This is a genomic window from Arachidicoccus terrestris, assembly GCF_020042345.1.
GTDB classification, from domain to species: domain Bacteria; phylum Bacteroidota; class Bacteroidia; order Chitinophagales; family Chitinophagaceae; genus Arachidicoccus; species Arachidicoccus terrestris.
In genome coordinates, this window is sequence record NZ_CP083387.1 from 2179920 (window position 1) to 2198871 (window position 18952).

General features: G+C 40.2%; 10 protein-coding genes. 1 reads left to right on the top strand and 9 read right to left on the bottom strand.

The features are described 5' to 3' along the window. Positions 1-56 precede the first annotated feature (56 nt). The 9 genes from K9M52_RS08595 to K9M52_RS08635 all read right to left on the bottom strand — a co-directional run bounded on the left by K9M52_RS08595 (position 57) and on the right by K9M52_RS08635 (position 17582). Complete coding sequence (locus tag K9M52_RS08595) at positions 57-2468, bottom strand: glycoside hydrolase family 127 protein (protein WP_224071648.1); 2412 nt, start codon at positions 2466-2468, stop codon at positions 57-59. 129 nt (positions 2469-2597) lie between these two features. Continuing rightward, positions 2598-4946 carry a glycoside hydrolase family 31 protein gene (locus K9M52_RS08600; protein ID WP_224071649.1) on the bottom strand — a complete coding sequence of 783 codons (2349 nt, stop codon included), beginning with the start codon at positions 4944-4946 and terminating at the stop codon, positions 2598-2600. Between the two features lie 288 nt (positions 4947-5234). After that, positions 5235-6593, bottom strand: coding sequence for a family 43 glycosylhydrolase (locus K9M52_RS08605; RefSeq protein ID WP_224071650.1), 1359 nt, complete (start codon positions 6591-6593; stop codon positions 5235-5237). Between the two features lie 231 nt (positions 6594-6824). Then, positions 6825-7376 carry an RNA polymerase sigma-70 factor gene (locus K9M52_RS08610; protein WP_224071651.1) on the bottom strand — a complete coding sequence of 184 codons (552 nt, stop codon included), beginning with the start codon at positions 7374-7376 and terminating at the stop codon, positions 6825-6827. A 239-nt stretch (positions 7377-7615) separates the two neighbouring features. After that, entirely contained in the window at positions 7616-9223 is a 1608-nt protein-coding gene (locus K9M52_RS08615) for a RagB/SusD family nutrient uptake outer membrane protein (RefSeq protein ID WP_224071652.1), read from the bottom strand. A gap of 23 nt (positions 9224-9246) precedes the next feature. Beyond that, the gene (locus tag K9M52_RS08620) at positions 9247-12348 is read right to left on the bottom strand and encodes a SusC/RagA family TonB-linked outer membrane protein (protein ID WP_224071653.1); all 3102 of its coding nucleotides are present in this window, start codon (positions 12346-12348) and stop codon (positions 9247-9249) included. 670 nt (positions 12349-13018) lie between these two features. Next, entirely contained in the window at positions 13019-14677 is a 1659-nt protein-coding gene (xylE, locus tag K9M52_RS08625; protein ID WP_224071654.1) for a D-xylose transporter XylE, read from the bottom strand. A 54-nt stretch (positions 14678-14731) separates the two neighbouring features. Then, the gene (gene xylA, locus K9M52_RS08630) at positions 14732-16060 is read right to left on the bottom strand and encodes a xylose isomerase (RefSeq protein ID WP_224071655.1); all 1329 of its coding nucleotides are present in this window, start codon (positions 16058-16060) and stop codon (positions 14732-14734) included. A 16-nt stretch (positions 16061-16076) separates the two neighbouring features. Beyond that, positions 16077-17582, bottom strand: coding sequence for a xylulokinase (locus tag K9M52_RS08635; RefSeq protein ID WP_224071656.1), 1506 nt, complete (start codon positions 17580-17582; stop codon positions 16077-16079). 156 nt (positions 17583-17738) lie between these two features. Here K9M52_RS08635 and K9M52_RS08640 point away from each other — a divergent pair, with 156 nt between their 5' ends. Then, positions 17739-18791 (top strand): LacI family DNA-binding transcriptional regulator, encoded by a 1053-nt coding sequence (locus K9M52_RS08640; RefSeq protein WP_224071657.1) that lies wholly within the window; start codon positions 17739-17741, stop codon positions 18789-18791. Positions 18792-18952: the final 161 nt, after the last annotated feature.

An 18952-nucleotide genomic window follows, 5' to 3' on the forward strand; every position in this document is an offset into this window, starting at 1 on the left:
TTTTTATTGATATTTGAGTAATAATGCCACATAGGTATTCCAATTTTAGACTATCTCTATTTTATTAGGCGGACATCAAAAATACGAACCGGATGGTTATCGTCCGTTCCCTTAAATTTGACTTCCACTGCTGGCTTCAACCTCAAGGCTTCGCTGATTGGATAATCAACCCAATATAAATCATCCTTCTTTTCCCTGATTGGTTTAGCCGCTTCCAAATTTGTACCGTTGATGGATATCATTGCTTTGATTGCCTGATTCGTCCCATAAAAGGTAATTCTTAAAAAACGTACCGTAGGATCCATCTTCAATTGATAACTAAAGAATCCACTGCCAGGTGTACGCCAGTGTCGTTCCTTGAAAAGACCTGTTTCCGCATTTTCACTTTGCATCAAATGGTCTTTTTCAGGCTGTTGCTCACCTGGAGTAACCTGATCTACGGTCCTCTTTTCCAGTGGAAGCGATTTTGCGTCCTCACTTTCGAGCTGCGCAATACGTTTAGCAACCTGACCGGGCTGCGCCACGGGCCAATAGATCATGTAACGGGCATTATTCAACTTAAAAAACGGGATCAATTTTAAATGTTTATACTTTGGTTGAGCAATGAGCGGAGCTGCATCAAAAGTCATTGTCGACTTATCTATAGCCTTCACCATGCTGTTTACCCGGTCATGCAAGGAATTGCTATCAACCACCAATAAGGGAGCCTTGCTTAATTCGTATAAAGGGCCTCCGGCAATATGATCGAACCTTCCCCCATCACCTTCTAAGCCAGACATATTTGAAGTGTCTGTCACCGCTGCAAGTACAACCGGCCCATGCATAAAGCAGGACCAGTCAGACTTATCGGGCAGAGCAACCAATCTGGTATTCATGGGCAGAGTAAGCTCAATTTCATCGCCATCCTTCCAGTTTCTATTAAGGGCTATATAGCCCGGAACCTTATTCTCCAAATCCGTAGCGATCTCAGCACTTTCTCCATTTACCTTCACAGCAAACCCGGATTGCACCCATTGAGGTTTTCTAAGATAAACTGAAAAGCGTCCAGGCTTGGCCAAAGATAGTTTCAGCGAGGTCTTTTCATTAAAAGGAAATTTCGTTGTTTGAGTTACCCGTATGCCTTTTCCCTTCCACCGTAAGGAGGAGGAAATAAACAGATTTACAAACAGATCATATTCATTATGACTATAAATCATTTCACCATATTTGCCATGATTTTCCATCCCGGTACCGACGCAGCACCAAAAATCTTTTTGTGGACTCGAGTAGACACGGTAATCACGTGGCCTGAGAGAAGTAAAATATACAAAGCCACCTTTACCCCCTCTCTGGGTGGCAAGCATCTGATTATACAATGTTCTTTCATAATAATCCATATATCCTCCTTTTGGGTGTGACAAGAACAGTAATTCAGTAAGTTTCAACATGTTGTAACTATTACATGTCTCAGGCCCTTCTACAGATTCCATAAGTCCGGAAAAGTCATTAATAGGATTAAAATGCTCATGGACACTATTACCACCTGTGGCCAGTGACCTGTGGTATACGACTGTGTTCCAGAAGAAACTGGCGGCCCGCCCGAATTGTACACTCGCCGGATCTGCCTGAGCCACTTTCTCAAATCCGATAACTTTCGGGATCTGCGTATTGGCATGCAACCCCGTTAGGTTATCCTTATGGGAAGCCAGATCCTGAACAAATTCAGGTTGACTGAATAGTTTGGCCAGCTTCAAATATTTTAGATCGCCAGTAATTTCATAAATATCGGCCGAGACTGCATTCATACCTCCGTACTCTGTTCTCAACATTTTGGATATCTGCTCAGCGCTCATTGCATTAAGTAGATTATATGCCCAGTCTGCAAGTTTAATCAAAACAGTTTTGGCCTGCTGATTATGCGCAATTAGGTAGGCGTCCCGCAAGCCTGAAAATAATTTATGCAGATTATACCAGGGTACCCATTTCTTACCAAAAAGATCAAAATTGCCCTTTCGTAGTTCCGACCACATTTGTTTTCCTCCGGGTACACCGCCAACATATCCAATCGCACTTGCCTGCTGACACCTGGCCAGCTCGCCAATCATATAGGTTAATCGGTCCTGGCACTCTTTACTCCCCGTGGCCGCGTACATCTGTGCAAGTGCTGTCAGGTAGTGGCCCGCAGTATGACCATCCAATCCCATACTTTCCCAATTACCATAGGATTTCGCCTTGGGTGACAGACCGGCTTCCCTTAAATAAGGTGCCAGCAACCTGTCTGGCTCCAATTTCAAAATATAGTCTAAATCAATTTGCTGAGCCTCATAAAAGGGCCCATTTAATAAGCGCACATCTTCCAGCGCAAAGCGTTCCAAGGCCTGATGTGCAGGCATTTTTTCAGCAACCATCTGTGATTGTGCACTGACAGAGCTTCCCAACCCAATAAAAATGCCTAATACCCAGGACCATCTATTTTTTATAATCATCATTACCTTATAACTTTTTATATTCTATTGCTAATCATTACGCAAAATGGGCCGATCATTCTTGTTGCAGACTGAAGACAGCATATTATTATAAAACTTATGCATTCAAATCATAATCAACTCTTTCAAATTTCAATTTAACTTAATTGATATACGCTGCCCTGTATAAGTCACACTTTTATTAAATTTCTTTGATAATGAAACCCCAGTCCCACTCCCTGCCTCATCTACCAATACGATTTTAAAACTGCGATGCTTTAGCATCCCGGGGAAACTCCCATTCCTTTTTGAAATCGTTAAGGTATTACGCTTGTCGTTCCAGTCCAGCTGAATTTCCGAATAAGCGCCCTTCTCATAATCGTAGTTGTCGTTTTCATCCTCGTAGAGTACAAATTGCCCATCTGCACCTGGGTAAATCCGGATTTCCAGATCATCCCATTTCTTTTCGTTGGCGTATTGAACATCTGGCCCCCATGGAATGATGGCACCGGCTTTGACAAATAAAGGCATAATATCAATAGGTACAGTTTTTTGAATCCAGCGGCCACCATTTAGCTGCTCACCTGTCCAGAAATCAATCCAGGAAGTTCCTGCAGGCAAATAAACCTTTTGCTTTTTGACTCCACTGTGCGTTACAGGAGTAACCAGAAAGGAGGATCCGAAAAGATATTCGCTTCCAATTTTTGAAACAGCTGAATCTGCTTTAAAATCCGCCTCAAGTGGGCGCATGAATGAACCGCCCTTTGAAGTTACGTTCCAGGCTGTCGCATAGATATAAGGCAGAAGATGATACCGCAATTTGATAAACTTCTCTAAAGCATCAAAAATCTGATCACCTTTATTGCCAAACTGATAAATCTCTCTGGGAATATTCGTTCCATGAGAGCGCATCATTGGCATGAAAGTGCCAAACTGTAACCACCTGGTATAAAGCTCTTGGAAAGCAGGGTTTTTAGCACCGCCACCTTTCTCAAATTTGCCCGCAAAAAACCCGCCTATATCTGTATTCCAGTAAGGAAGCCCCGTCAATGAAAAGTTGATACCCGCAGGAACTTGTCTAGTGAAAGTTTCCCAATTAGAACTGACATCTCCGCTCCAGGTATTGGCTCCATAACGCTGTTGGCCAGCAAAGGCGGACCTGGTCAGGATAACGACCCTTTTTTTGTCGGTTATCTCTCTTTGGTGATCATAAATACCACTTACATGTTCTAATGGAAAGGCATTTCTTACACTCCGATACGTACCCAGATAAGTTTGCTCATCAAAATCAGCGTCTTTTTCGTTTAAATGATCTGGTTCGGAAGAATCCAGCCACCAGGCATCAACTCCTAATGAAAAGACGCCCTTATTTAGATAAGACCAATACAAGTCCCGCGCGCTAGGATCATATACATCGTAGACTTTAACGCCCGCATCAGGTGGCCAAGTATCGAATTGCAGCAACATATTTTTTGTCTTAAAATCCTTATACTGTCTTGTCTCAGGCCCAAATCCCGGCCAGGCAACCACAAATAAATGAGCATTCAAATGGTGCACGCTATCTACCATGGCCTGGGGCCTGGGATAGGTAGCGGGATCAAAACTCATTGCATTCCAATGTGCATTATCTCCCCAATATTGCCAATCTTGTATGATCCCATCCAACGGCACTTTTAAACTTCGGTATTTCTTTACGACAGCCAACAGTTCGAACTGGGTTTTATATCGTTCTTTAGACTGGCTATAACCATACACCCATAACGGCAACATCGGTGCTCTACCTGTCAAGAAACGCATCTGCCCCACCACCTTATCAGTCGTACAACCTTTCATAAAATAATAATCTATCCCCTTGGCCACTTCCGATTTAAATAAAGTCAAACCAATTGTATCTTTAAATAAAGTTGGTGAATAGTTATCCCAAAAAAGGCCATAGCCTCCTGTTGACTGAAAAAATGGGATGGACACTTTCGTATTACCCTGGACGAGCATATTCTTTTGGTCTCTTTGATTTAATCGCCCATTTTGTTGTTGACCAAGTCCATAAATAACCTCATCCGGCTTTAAAGAAAAGGACTGACTAACTTCATAACTCCCTATATCCACACCCTGATTTTTCTTAAATGAAGTGCTGCCGGACAATTCTGCGAGTAGTTGATGTTCGTCTTGATCCAGGAACCGCAGCGATCCATCTTTTAAGCTCAATACAGCCCGCAATGAATCTGTCTTCAAAGTAACCAGGTCATCTTTTCTAATTACATCAAAGTCACTATTTGTTCCGGGCTTTCTTATAACGGATAGGCTTTTCTTATGAAAAACTTCTCCAGTCTTTACTTTAATTACCCGGATAACACTTGGGCTAAACAATTGTAATTCCACCTCCATATCACCGACACGGGCTTTTAGCCCATTCGAGGTTTGGGTATAATTCTGAGCAATAGCGTCACAAGCCGTACAGACTATTACACTCAAACAAATTAACTTTAAAACAATATTTTTCATATTTTTTTTTTTAATTAAACCGGGAATGAAGATAACTTAATCATTTCCCAGGTTACTTATCATATTTGACTATGAAATCCTTGTTACTAATTCATAAATAAGATACAATAGGTTGGATCATATGAGCCTGTCAATAGCTCCACCATTCATGCTCAACTATCCACAGTGTTTAACACACGTCCCCCCCCCCCCCCCCCCCATAAACTTTCAAATACCTTAATAAAGCAAAATAAGGGTGGACAGATATATCAACCGCCCAATCCCTATACTGTATCTTCCGGAATAATTTTACTCAAATAAAAGCCAATCAATAGCCAGCTTTGCTGGCTTGGTCCCTTCTTCGGATAAAATCAAATGCTTTATGCCTTTTATGTTTTGAAGCAGATTAGCTTCCACAATCACAAAACCATCACTTTTCTTAACAGGTATGCTGCAAAGAATTTCACTACTGGCTGCTGCCTGCTTTAAAATTAATTGACCATCACCTTCAGCTTTGATGCGGAGTTTCATTTTTTTAAAACCTCCCTCGCTAAAATCGACCCGGTTATACTGCACCCAGGCACCTGGCTCAAACAAATTTAACGCCCATCCTTTAAACCTGTCCGTGGTATCTAAAAAAGAAATGGAAGCCCCTTTTTTACTAATTGCACTATACCTGTCAATTTGAACAGTATCTTTTCCGCTTGCAATACCAACACCCCTGAATGTAGGAATCACTTTTTGTATCGTTCCATCCTCATTAAAGAACAAACTATCAATACGTGCTGATCTCGCTTTGTCAAAATTCGGGGAGTAATCATTAGAATGGTAAAATAAATACCACTGTCCTTTAATCTGGATAATAGATTGATGATTTGTCCAGCAGTGGGCAGAAGCGTCCATTATAACTCCTGATTGAACGAACGGCCCTAATGGGTTGTCACTAATAGCATATTCCAGGCGCTCAGTTTTATCAGCCACATGAGGATAAGTCAGATAGTATTTACCCTCTCTTTTAAATAAAAACGGGCCTTCTTTTAACCCTTTAACCGGCAAATCTTTCAGAATATGTACATCAGAGGCCAACTCCAACATATTATCTTTTAATTTGGCACCCATAATATTTCCCTGGGCCCAATACAAATACGGCTGTCCATCATCATCAATAAAAACATTAGGATCTATACCACTAACCCCTTCAATGGGATTCTCCTCAGGAACAAATGGCCCAGTAGGACTGGCACTGATTGCCACACCAATCGCAAAGGAGGGTCGCCCTTCCTGACTCAGTTTCTGACTTGGAAAATAAAAATAATATTTACCCTTTCTTTCTATACAATCAGGTGCCCACATACTATAAGAGGCTGGATTTACCCAAGGAACGTTATATTGACTTACCACCATGCCTGCATCCCGCCAATGAACCAAATCGGCGGTCGCAAAAACATGATAATCTTCCATATTAAACCAGCCTGCCTTTCCTTTACCGGCTTCAGGTATGATATCATGAGAGGGGTAAAGATAAATGCTGTCGCCAAATAAACGGGCGGTAGGATCGGCTGTAAACTGATTATGGATAATAGGGTTTTGGGCGCGGCTTTTATCAGTAACGGCCCCAATAATAACCAAAAAGCAACTAACTAAAACAACACAATAATTTTTATTCATGAAATAAATTTTATTTATACACTGTGCAAGTCAAATAACCTTTCAATTTAAAAGTAATAAAAGACACTTTTATACGCAACATCAATATGAATCATAATATCAGCAATAAATATATAGTTCAATATTCAAGTAGTTTTGCTGTCCAATTCGCTCACTGGTAAATACAAGACCTGCTCTTTATTGCCTTCTTAAATATTCCTTTTCATCACTTACTTAAAAAACTGACATTTCCTAATAACATGCTAATATTCTGGATAGTCTTCTGGACGCAATTACAATTTGATTCCTTACTGTAAATTTGCTGATATTCAGCGCAGTTGCAACTTCCTTATAATGCAAATCCTTGAATTTTACCATTTTAAATATCTCTCGGCACTGTGGAGGCAGTTCTTGAATTGCCTTATGTACCAACGCATTAATTTCATTTGAAATATAGATTTGCTCCGGGCTGACCGTCGCCTCACTGTCAACATAATAAGAATCATCCACTTCCTCATATTGCACAAATCTGTTCTTCGGTGTTTTTGTCAAAAAATTGAGGCAGTGATTCTTAGTCGCTCTAAATAGATAACATTTCAGATTTTCAACCTGATCTAGATCATCCTTCATTTTCCAAAGTTTCACAAACACATCAGAAACGGCATCTTCCGCAGCTTCCCTGTTTTTAAGAATCGAAAAGGCATACCTAAATAAATCCTCAAATAACAACGCATATGACTGTTCATAGGTCATCATATTACCATCATCTTTCTTTGCTTTAGCACAATCAGTAGACTCTCTCATAATGTCACTATTTTCAAGCTATAAAATAAATTAAAGCAACTATCTATATGTTTTTAAGTTTGCGAAATCTAGTCCTTAGCGAAACACGTCTTTAAAATTCCGGACAATTACATTTTATCTAAAAACTGCACGTTCTAAGTCATTTACCTGGATATATATCCGCTTGTCAGACCAGGCGCATTATTTTAAAATTCACCAACTTTAATACACACTGGTCTATACAATCGGAATTGTCATCTTTAATGATTCATCGCATTACCTTCAAGCGATTTGTTATTATCCAACTCAACTTGTGGAAAAGGATAATACATGGCTTTTTCAGTCCATCCAATTGCCTTCAATGGAGCTAACCAAGCCGCATCTGCCATACCCCAACGTAAAAGATCAAAATAACGGTCATATTCACCGCACAACTCTACATATCTCTCATGTTGAATGATATTTTTAATACTATTCATTTTTATACCATTAATTGTAATATTCTCTGCTAATAATCCATCCACGTCTGGAATAGTGCCTTTAGCATGTTGGTACCATAACTGTGGTTGTTCCGTCGGAACTATATTATTAGCTCTGTTCCTTACCATGTTAATGTACTTTTTTGCTTCCTCTGGCTTTCCATTTTCATTCAGACACTCAGCATACAATAACAGAACACCAGAATACCGCATCAACCTGTCATTAATACCATCATCAAAATCAGCGACCTGCACATCAGGACAATATTTACGCATTCCATATAGATCTTTATTCGTAGCTAAATGCGCCATCCAATATGCATAATCGGTAACAGTGCCGTCAACTTGCGTATACTTTGCACCTCCATCACACCAAAGCGTCATGAACTTCCGGGGATCCCCATTTTCAAACTCATCATAGGTTTTCTTGTTTGGAGCGAGATTCCACCATGCACCACCTGTACCGTCAAACATACCAATTTCCTGCCAGCGCCAGGAGTCAGACATATCATCACCTAACCAACCGGGACCATTATGTAATTGTACCTCAAAGACTGATTCCGCGTTATTTTCGTGCGCCTCGTCAAAATTGTCCCTGAAATAGGGCATCAAGGAATATTCCTTGCTATCAATTACCTTTTTCAGCTCAATTTCGGCTTTATCAAACTGAGCTTTCTGCCCTACTTCCAAAATGGGTCTATACATATAGGCTTTAGCCAAATAGGCCTCAGCAGCCCCTTTAGTTGCCCTGCCCATATGTGCTGCGTCCGCATTCATTACACTTTTGACCGGCAAAAGTTCAGTAGCCTTTTGAAAATCACTAATGATTAATGCATAGATTTCACCTTTCTTGGCATTTGTCGGGTAATAATCATCTTGGGAAAGTGTCGGATGGTCTATCAACGGAACAGTTTCACCAAATAATTCACAAAGATGCATGTATAACAATCCCCTTAAGAAATAAGACTCTCCCAATAGACGGCTTTTTTGCGCTTCAGGTATTTCTCCGGTATATCCGGTAATAGCGGCAATAGCGGTATTCGCCGCAAATACTCCGTTCCACATGTCTTTCCAGGAACCCGATATCAACCCATCACTAGACGGCGTATTATAAGTATCCTGATACATAGGTTCCCACTTAAAAGTGTGATTGAAATCATCTCCCGGTGCCAGTAAATTATAATAGAAGGATCTGGCATACCCACCTTGGACTTTACCAATTAATGCCTGGTATGCAGGGATGACGGCCGCTTCAAGGTCTGCAGGGGTTTTATAATATGTATTTTTTGAGAGTTCCTGCGGATTAATAAGATCAAGATTAGGTTTACAACCAGGTATTGCTATTACTAACAGTGCAAATGCACCTATTAAAAATCGATTCTTTTTCATTTGAATTCTTTTAATTATTAAAACTAAAATGTTATTTGAGCACCAATGAACACCTCTTTGTTATTGGGGAATGTAAGCCCCCAAGGAGTCAATTCATCAATGCCTCTATACAAATTGTACTTCGCATTGTCGGCACCTACTTCTGGATCATAACCCGTATAATTTGTAAATGTCAGCAGGTTCTTACCACCAATATAGAACCGCAAGCTTTTAATCTTCATTCTTTGTGTTAATTCTGAAGGAAGCCTGTATCCAATTGTCAGTGATTTTAATCTTAAATAAGAACCATCTTCAATAAACCTGTCTGAGGCACGAAGGTTATGATTAGGGTCTCCAAGTATCGCTCTCGGTATATTTGTATTTACATTTTTCGGGTAAACCGTTGTAACATTAGAAACGGGATTAACAAAAGTAATTTCTTCTGCACGGTAACGATTCAGGACGGTAGCATAATCATTATAATAATGATACATTCCTTCACCCCAAGACTTACCATTATTATAGATTTCATTACCTTGTGTTCCCTGCCACATTGTGGAAAGATCAAATGAGCCAAAATTAGTTTTATAAGCCAGACTCAGGTTAAAACCATAGCTGAAAGAAGGTATGGGGCTACCAATAAATGCTTTATCTTGTTCATTTAACGCTCCATCATGATTTAGGTCTTTAAAGCGTATATCACCTAAGGAAGCGCTTGGTGCGAAAGCCTTGTCAGCAGTAAGCTGTTCTGAAGATTTATACAGACCATCTGTTACATAGCCCCAGAATTCTCCAATGGAAGATCCAACCGCGGTCCTGGTGACATTTTCTCCACCTGGGTTAACCGTTCCTGCCAAAATTTCATTATTGTTTCCCAGTGCCAGCACCTCATTTTTAACAGTAGAAAGGTTAGCAGAAATGGAGTAATTAAATCTACCTTCTGTCTTTCTATAAGTTGCCAATAATTCAAACCCTTTATTTCTGATACTACCAGAGTTTAATGTGGGAAAATTATCAATATAGCCCGCTGTATAAGAGATGGGCACGTTAACCAGCATATCTTCTGTCCGCTTATTGTAATAATCTACATTCAATTCGAACCTGTTATTAAACATCGACAGATCTAGACCAAGATCCGTTGAATATTGTGATTCCCATTTCACATCTGGATTTGAAGGATTTGTTGGAAGTGCACCAGTAACCTTCACGTCATTTAGATAATACCATACGTGATCAAAAGTAACCGTATTCTGATATTGATATTGAGGAATGTCAGAATTTCCCAGCACCCCATAGCTACCTCTAATTTTTAAATCACTTATAAATGGAAACTGTTTCATAAACTTTTCCTGACCAATCCTCCAACCTGCGGAAACGGAAGGAAAATTACCATACCGGTTATTTTCACTAAAATTGCCAGAACCATCACGTCTGAAATTAAGTGTTAATAAATACTTACTGTCATAATTATAGTTGACTCTGCCCAACATGGAGTACATTGCAAATTGACCCACGGAAGAACCAACTACTTTTGAATTAGCATCTTGTGTCAAACCCAGGATTAACAAATCAGAACTTGGTAAGGCTCTAGCGCCACCATTAAGACCTTTAGAATTTGACTCCTCAGAAGTTATACCAACGACGGCACTGATGTCGTGTTTTCCAAATCTGCGATCATAAGACAAAGTATGTTCATAAAGCACCCGGTTGCTCTGGTTGGTAGAGATATTGAGCTCATCAGGATCATGGTTTTGGTATTGGCCGACAGAATACTTAGAAATATATCCCTGATTTCTGCCACGATAAACGTCAACACCCAAATTAAATTTGTACTTCAGCCCAGGTATAAACTCATAGGTCAACCAAAGATTACCATTAGCACTGAATCCTTCAGACTGGTTCGAATTTAAATAAGCGTTCGCTAAGGCGCTTTCCACATCTGTACCATTTCCTGCACCGGCGAATCCAGTAGGATTACTGGGATCGTATAACGGAAGTGTTGAAGACCATTTTTGTGCATCAATAAGATTCTTATCACTCCAGTTTCTGGAATTATAACTTAACTTAACATTTTCTCCAATTTGTAAATTACCCAAAGTAAAGTCAGAAAGAAATTGCAAGCTATAGTCTTTTGACCTGTCTTTTATAATGACGGGCTTATCAGTACCATACGTACCATTCAATCTAAAATGAGCAGTCTGAGATCCACCACTGACAGATAATGCATGTTTTTGATAACTACCAGTATGCAATAATGCATCCTGCATATTATAACCTTTGCCTATAGCAGGCGGATTTGAAAGCGCTTCCAGATAATCAGTTCTTGTAGGATCTTGATTATACATTTCTTCATTAATCAATTCAGCTAATTGCTGGCCATTTAACATATCAATATTATGCGAGATCTTTTTAGATCCACCATAACCATTGTATTCAATAGTAGTAGGTCCGGTCACTCCTTTTTTTGTTGTGATTAAAATAACCCCGTTTGCACCTCTTGATCCATAAATGGCACATGACGCAGCGTCCTTCAAAATCTGAACACTGGCAATATTGTTTTCATCAGGCATCGCTCCGCCAATCATACCATCGACCACAAATAGCGGATCTGTATTATTAATGGAACCGACACCTCTAACACGTATACGGCCATTATTAATTTGAACCCCGGGCGCATCGCTTTGAAGTACTGCGGAAAAGCCTCCTGGCACTTCCGTCATTTTTTTAGGATCAACAGTTGTAATTGCAGATGTCAAATCTACCTTTTTCTGTTTTCCATATCCAATGACAACGACCTGATCCATTGTATTAGTTTCTTCTGGTTTTAATTCTATGGAAAGTGGTGAATTGTTTATTACTGTAATTTCCTGTGTAACAAATCCCAATGAGCTGATAACCAGGGTAGCGCCCATATTGACATTCAATGTAAACTTTCCATTTTCATCAGTCACCACACCTTGCTTTGTACCCTTTATTAAAACAGAAGCGCCTGGTACAGTAATTTCACTTTCATTATAAACCGTTCCGGTCACCTTGATGGCCTGCGTTTGAGCATATGCGACTTTCTCTGAAAGGCATAGCTGGACTAATATCAACATCATTATAATGCTGAAAATCCGTAGTCTAGAAATTTTTAAATAATTCATTTTCTGATTTTAATTTTTACTTCTTTTGAAATCTAATTCACCTAGTTTATGTAGATTAAACCATATCTCTGAATCAGACGATTTACGAAGTATCCATCTCGTTTTTAATTAACATAATCTCAATTTGTATTTGAATAAATGGGGGACCTTGTAATTAACAATAAATGGTTAATTGTGAATAGTACAATTTAATCTAAAACAAATGTAATGTTAATTTGTCGTAATTGCAACCGATTGCACACATTTTTTTATATTTTCTTTTGATTTCTATTATATTTTAATTTAGGAAATCGATTTCATAAATGTACGAATGACATTATAATGTACAATTCAGGCTAATCGTGCTTTATATGAGCAGAAAATGAAAATATTCAATGACTTAGGGTTGGTCATTGCAGGCAAATATTATTAATATTTTTAAAACATACTTGTTATCAATCATAAAAACCTTCCATGCAATCACCTTAACTAATAAATAAAAAAATCCGAAGAAATTAAATAACCTCACGGTTATAAACTTCCTCGGATTTTTAATAAACCAATTAACGTTCCAGTCTAATTCGCTATTCAGGTCATTGACCTGAAATTGTCACTTTGATGCGCAAGATGATGTTTACCATATTGATCCACTAATTATATAGGAGTAATCAAAAATCGATACCGATAATATTTACGACCTCTTTTTCCAGAACAGTTCTATTTCCTCCAAACTACGCCCTTTCGTTTCGGGGACAAGCCTCCATACAAAAATGGCAGATAATATAGACATTATCCCATATACCCAGTATGCAAAGCCGTGATGGAATTTATCCACCAGTGCAATGTTATCATTCATCATGGGGAAGGTAAAGGATACGACCCAGTTTGCGATCCATTGAACTGCTACGGCAATTGACATTGCGCCTCTGATTGAATTTGGAAATATCTCTGAAAGTAATACCCAACACACAGGCCCCCAGCTCATCGCAAAGGCTGCGGTATAGAGTAACATAAAGACCAGGGCCCAGATGCCTACGCTATTAAAATAGAAAGAGAGTCCCAATGCAATCATACTAATGGCCATGCCAAGGGAACCAATAATCATAAGTGGCTTTCGACCAAATTTATCCACTGTAAAAATGGCTAATACCGTAAATAACAAGTTAACAATCCCTACAATGATCGTTTGCAATAAAGAAGCATCAGTAGAGGACCCCATATTGCGAAAGATATTACCTGCATAGTAGAGCACAACGTTAATGCCGACAAATTGCTGGAAAACAGAAAGCAAAATACCAATTATAATAATTAATGACCCGTAGGATAGCCAAGGGCGGCTGTGGTCTTTTAGTGTGGCCTTGATGGCATTTAATACTTGTGGTGCTTCGGATTTACCTCCAATTTTCTCCAGAACTTTTAAAGCCTCAGACTCCTTTCCTTTCAACGCCAGGAATCTGGGGGTTTCCGGGATAAAAAATAAAAATATAAAAAATATACCTGCAGGTACAACACCTGACAAGAACATCCATCGCCAGCCGATCTCTATGAGCCAGGCTTCATCCCCTTGTGCGGCGATTCGATAATTTACAAAATAAATAACCAGCATTCCAAAGATGATCGCGAACTGATTAAAAGAAACCAGTTTCCCACGCGTCTTGGCTGGGGCAATCTCTGCGATATACATCGGAGAAATCATGGAAGCGAGCCCTACACCAACTCCTCCGATAATTCTGTATATCACAAAAGAGAACACATCCAAAGTTCCAAAAATATTGAATAGCTCAGGCCTCCAAGAACCTATTGCTGACAATATAAAACAAATTGCCGAAATAAACAGCCCAATCCTTCGACCAAGACTTTTTGAAACCATGCCAGCCATAGCCCCCCCCACAACACAACCAACAAGAGCACTGGCAATCACAAAGCCTTTTATCGTATCTGCCATTCCCTGGATAGCCAGGCTATCCGTAGGAATGGTTTCTCCAATAAAGGACCAACTCCAGATTGCCCAGCCAATTATTGCCACTGCGGTAAAAATACCACCGCGCTTTTTACCCAGCAATTTAAACATCTGAATGGAAATGATCACTGCCACAATCAGCAGAACAACCACCATCAGTATTCTATACTGCGTTATAATCGGATGGGTCAACGCTCCATAATTGGCGGGGTCCAGCATCGGGGTGATATAAAAATCCACCAATGATTTTTCTGCGCCATTTACCACCGCTGTATCATACCCAAATAACAGTCCGCCAAATGTGGCCACAAGAGTCAGCAGCACGATATAAAACTTACTTCCCTGTTGTATTCCTGTGTCGGTGGAACCACCCGTATTTATGAAAGCCATAAGTATGGTTTAATTGTTTGGTTTTAACTTAAAGGATGCTATTTCCCGAAAGATCTAGATATATTGATTGATGATGTTTTCATACAATTCCTGCTGTCCACTGATGATAGCAGGCTCACCGTTTGCTGCCGCATAATCGCGTAATGCCTCGAGATCCAGTTTGCCAGCCTCAAAATCCGCACCAGCCCCCTTATCAAATGAAGCATAACGTTCTTTTCGAAGTTTTGCAAAGTCAGAATGTTCTAAAATATCATCTGCGACCACTAAAGCTCTTGCAAAAGTATCCATACCTCCAATATGTGCATAGAATAAATCTGCAGGATCTGTTGAATTTCTTCTGATTTTTGCATCAAAGTTAATCCCACCTTTATCAAAGCCGCCTGCTTCCAGGATAATCAATAATGTTTCAACCAGTTCATTTACATTCGTTGGAAACTGATCAGTATCCCAGCCATTTTGATAATCCCCTCTGTTTGCATCCATGGAACCCAATAAGCCAGCCTGTGCCGCAACCTGAACTTCGTGTTGGAAGGTATGACCAGCCAGTGTGGCATGGTTCACCTCCAGGTTTAATTTAAAGTCATTTTGAAGTCCAAAATGCTCTAAAAACCCAATCACGGTTGCCGCATCATAATCATATTGATGTTTAGTCGGTTCACATGGTTTAGGTTCTATTAGGAAGGTACCGGTAAAACCAGCTGCGCGTGCATAGTCCTTCGCCACATGAAGGAACTTAGCCAAGTGTTCCTGCTCTCTTTTCATATTGGTATTCAGGAGACTCATATAGCCTTCTCTGCCACCCCAAAATACATAATTCGCACCTCCCAGCTTGATCGTAGCATCTAAAGCAGACTTCACCTGAGCTCCGCCATGGGCCAGTACATGAAAATCAGGATTGGTCGCTGCTCCATTCATATAACGGGTATGCGAAAACAAATTGGCTGTTCCCCAAAGCAATTCAACACCGCTAGCCGCCTGTTTTTCTTTGGCATAGTCCGTAATCTGAGACATACGCTTTTCATTTTCAACCACATCATTCGTATGGTCGATCAGATCCACATCATGGAAACAATAATAAGGCAAATTCACCTTAGTCATAAACTCAAATGCGGCATCCATTTTATCTTTAGCACGCTGCAGTGGATCACTATTGGTATCCCATGGGAAAAAATGCGTCCTTCCACCAAATGGATCTGAGCCATCTCCATTAAAAGAGTGCCAGTATGCACAAGCAAAGCGTAACCACTCCTTCATGGACTTACCTCTTACCACCCTATCAGCTTCGTACCACCTAAATGCAAGTGGATTTTTTGAATCACGTCCTTCGAACTTTATTTGTCCGACACCTTTAAAGAACTCTTTGTCTCCAGTAATAATTGACATATCTGTTTTTCTTTAATTATGAATGAATATTATTTTTTTCAAGTTTTGTTTCCAGCAGCGTTTTCCAATCCTGATAAATCTTTTCGTAGCTAGCCACCAACCGGGGATCGGGTACAAAGACTTCCAGTTTCTCCAACTTTTCAAAGGCTTCATTAGGAGACCCATAATATCCCTGACCGATACCGGCACCTAATGCCGCACCGACGGAACCATCTGTATTATATAACTCTAAAGTAAGGCCAGTTACGTTGACAAATGCCTGAATAAAAGTTTTATTCAGAAACATATTAGCCTTTCCTGCTTTAACAATTTTAGCAGCCGTTCCACCTTCCCGCATAATATCCAATCCATATCTAAAAGAAAAGGCAATACCTTCATGGACTGCACGATATAAATGAGGTTTATGATGCGTATTTAAATCAATATTTTCCATATGCGCCCCCAAATATGCATTACAAAGCACCCGTTCAGAACCATTACCAAAGGGGAGGAATAATAATCCTTTAGCCCCGACAGGGGTCGCATATGCCAAGTCATCCATTTGCCCATAAGACAGTCCAGGATCAGTCATTTGTTTAATCCAACGGTTACTGATACCGGTACCATTAATACAAAGTAAAATACCAAGTCTTCGATGATCCTTCCCATGATTTACATGAGCAAATGTGTTCACCCGTGAAAGAGGGTCAAAATAACGCTGATCTGTTACCGCATAAATTACACCACTTGTCCCGGCTGTGGTGGCGATTTCCCCCGGTTCCAATACACCCAGCGATAATGCATTATTAGGCTGATCTCCTGCCTTATAACTAATAGGAATCCCTGGTTGCAGTCCCAGTTCTGCTGCAACTGCTTCCAGCAAGACGCCGTGATTCGAAAAAACCGGTTGAACATCCGCGAGCAGCGATTTATCCAAACCCATCGCATTAAGCAATGCATCCGAGATCTCTTCCTTCTTGAAATCCCAGAAAACACCCTCAGAGAGCATAGAAGGACTTGCGGTGATTTGTCCGGTTAAGCGCATGGCGATATAATCGCCAGGTAACATCATTTTATAGACTTGTTCATAAATTTCAGGTTCATGAGCCTTGACCCATCCCAATTTGGCCGCCGTAAAATTCCCCGGAAAATTAAGTAGTTGAGTCAAACAATAGCTATCACTCAGCTGCTTGCGAGCTGCATTGCCCACATCAATAGCTCTGCCGTCACACCATATAATTGATGGACGCAATACTTTGCCGGCCTTATCCACGATTACCAGTCCATGCATCTGATATGTAATCCCAATTGCTACAATCTCTTTTGGATTAAATTGTGGAGTGCTTAGGAGCTGTTGAATCGCATTTTTAACATCGCTCCACCATAATTCCGGATCCTGTTCTGCCCAGCCATGTTCAGGAGATTGAATCTCTCGTTCCGTATCAGCAGGGTAACTTATAGATGCCACTGATCTTCGTGTGTCGGCATCCACAACGGACACCTTAATAGAAGATGTCCCTAAGTCAATTCCAAGTAAAAGCATACTCTATTTTAAAAGTTAAATGACAACATTTCTCCCAATCTGGCCACAATTTCTATACGCGCTGGAAGTCCTGACAGCTAAAGTAGTATTATTTTTTTATAAATTGCAATCGATTGCAACTTATTTTTAATTTTTTGAGATATTTTTGTAGGAACTATGCAAAAAGAAATAACCATTTATGACATTGCCGAACGCCTGAGCGTCTCTGCTACCACAGTAAGTCGGGCATTAAGTGACAATCCCCGAATCAATAAGAAAACCAGAGAGAAGGTCCATGCGCTGGCCCAGGAACTAGGCTACCGGCATAACACGCTGGCCGCAAATCTCAGAAAACAACAAACAAAAACCATTGGCGTCATATTGCATGAGGTCAACAGTTTCTTTGCCACTTCTGTGTTGGCGGGCATTGAGCACGTCACCACACCGGAAAACTTTGATATTCTGATTACCCACTCTGCAGAAACCGCGGATCGGGAAAAAGCCAATATCAAGAACCTGCTCAATAAAAGAGTGGATGGCATTATTGTATCACTGGCCATGCACTCCCATGATATTGAACACTTTTCTCCTGTTTTTGAAAGAGAAGTTCCACTGGTGTTTTTTGACCGTGTACTCCAAGGCGCTGAATGCACCAAGGTCGTAATCGATAATTTTCAGGGAGGGTACGATGCCACGAAGCATCTCATTAGTCAGGGATGTAAACGTATTGCCCATATTACAGGAGACCTGGATCTCAACGTATATTTGGATCGTTATAACGGTTATCAAAAGGCATTGAAAGACCAAAAGGTTAAATTTGACAAAAACCTGGTTAAAGTCTGTGGATTGAACAAAGCTGAGACAACACAGGCTGTAACAGAAATGTTAGAACAAAAACCCGACGCATTCTTTATCCCAAGTGACTTTGCAGCAGCCGTTTGTATGGAAATACTACGCAATAAAGGCCTTCGGATTCCGCAAGATATCGCCGTCTTTGGTTTTAACAACGATATGTTAAGTGATCTGATCACCCCTAAGTTATCGACTATTGACTATCCGGGATTTCTAATGGGAGAGATGGCTGCAAAAACCCTCATTGAACAAATCAAACTACGACGCAAAAATAAAAATGTAAAGGATCATACTATTGTAATTCCAACGGAAATCATTTTGCGGGAATCTTCTGTACGTAAAAAAGCAAACAACCCCGTTACAAAAAAGAAAAACTGACACTTGGGTAAAGGCGTGGATTTCAAACCAGTTTCATTTTAGCAACTGTCTTTAAAATCAATAAGAAGCCATCAGGATGGCACAGATCGAAAGTACTTTTCAGATTCAAATCATTGACCTTGAAAATTTGCCTTCTGAACTTGTGCTTTAATATAGAGATC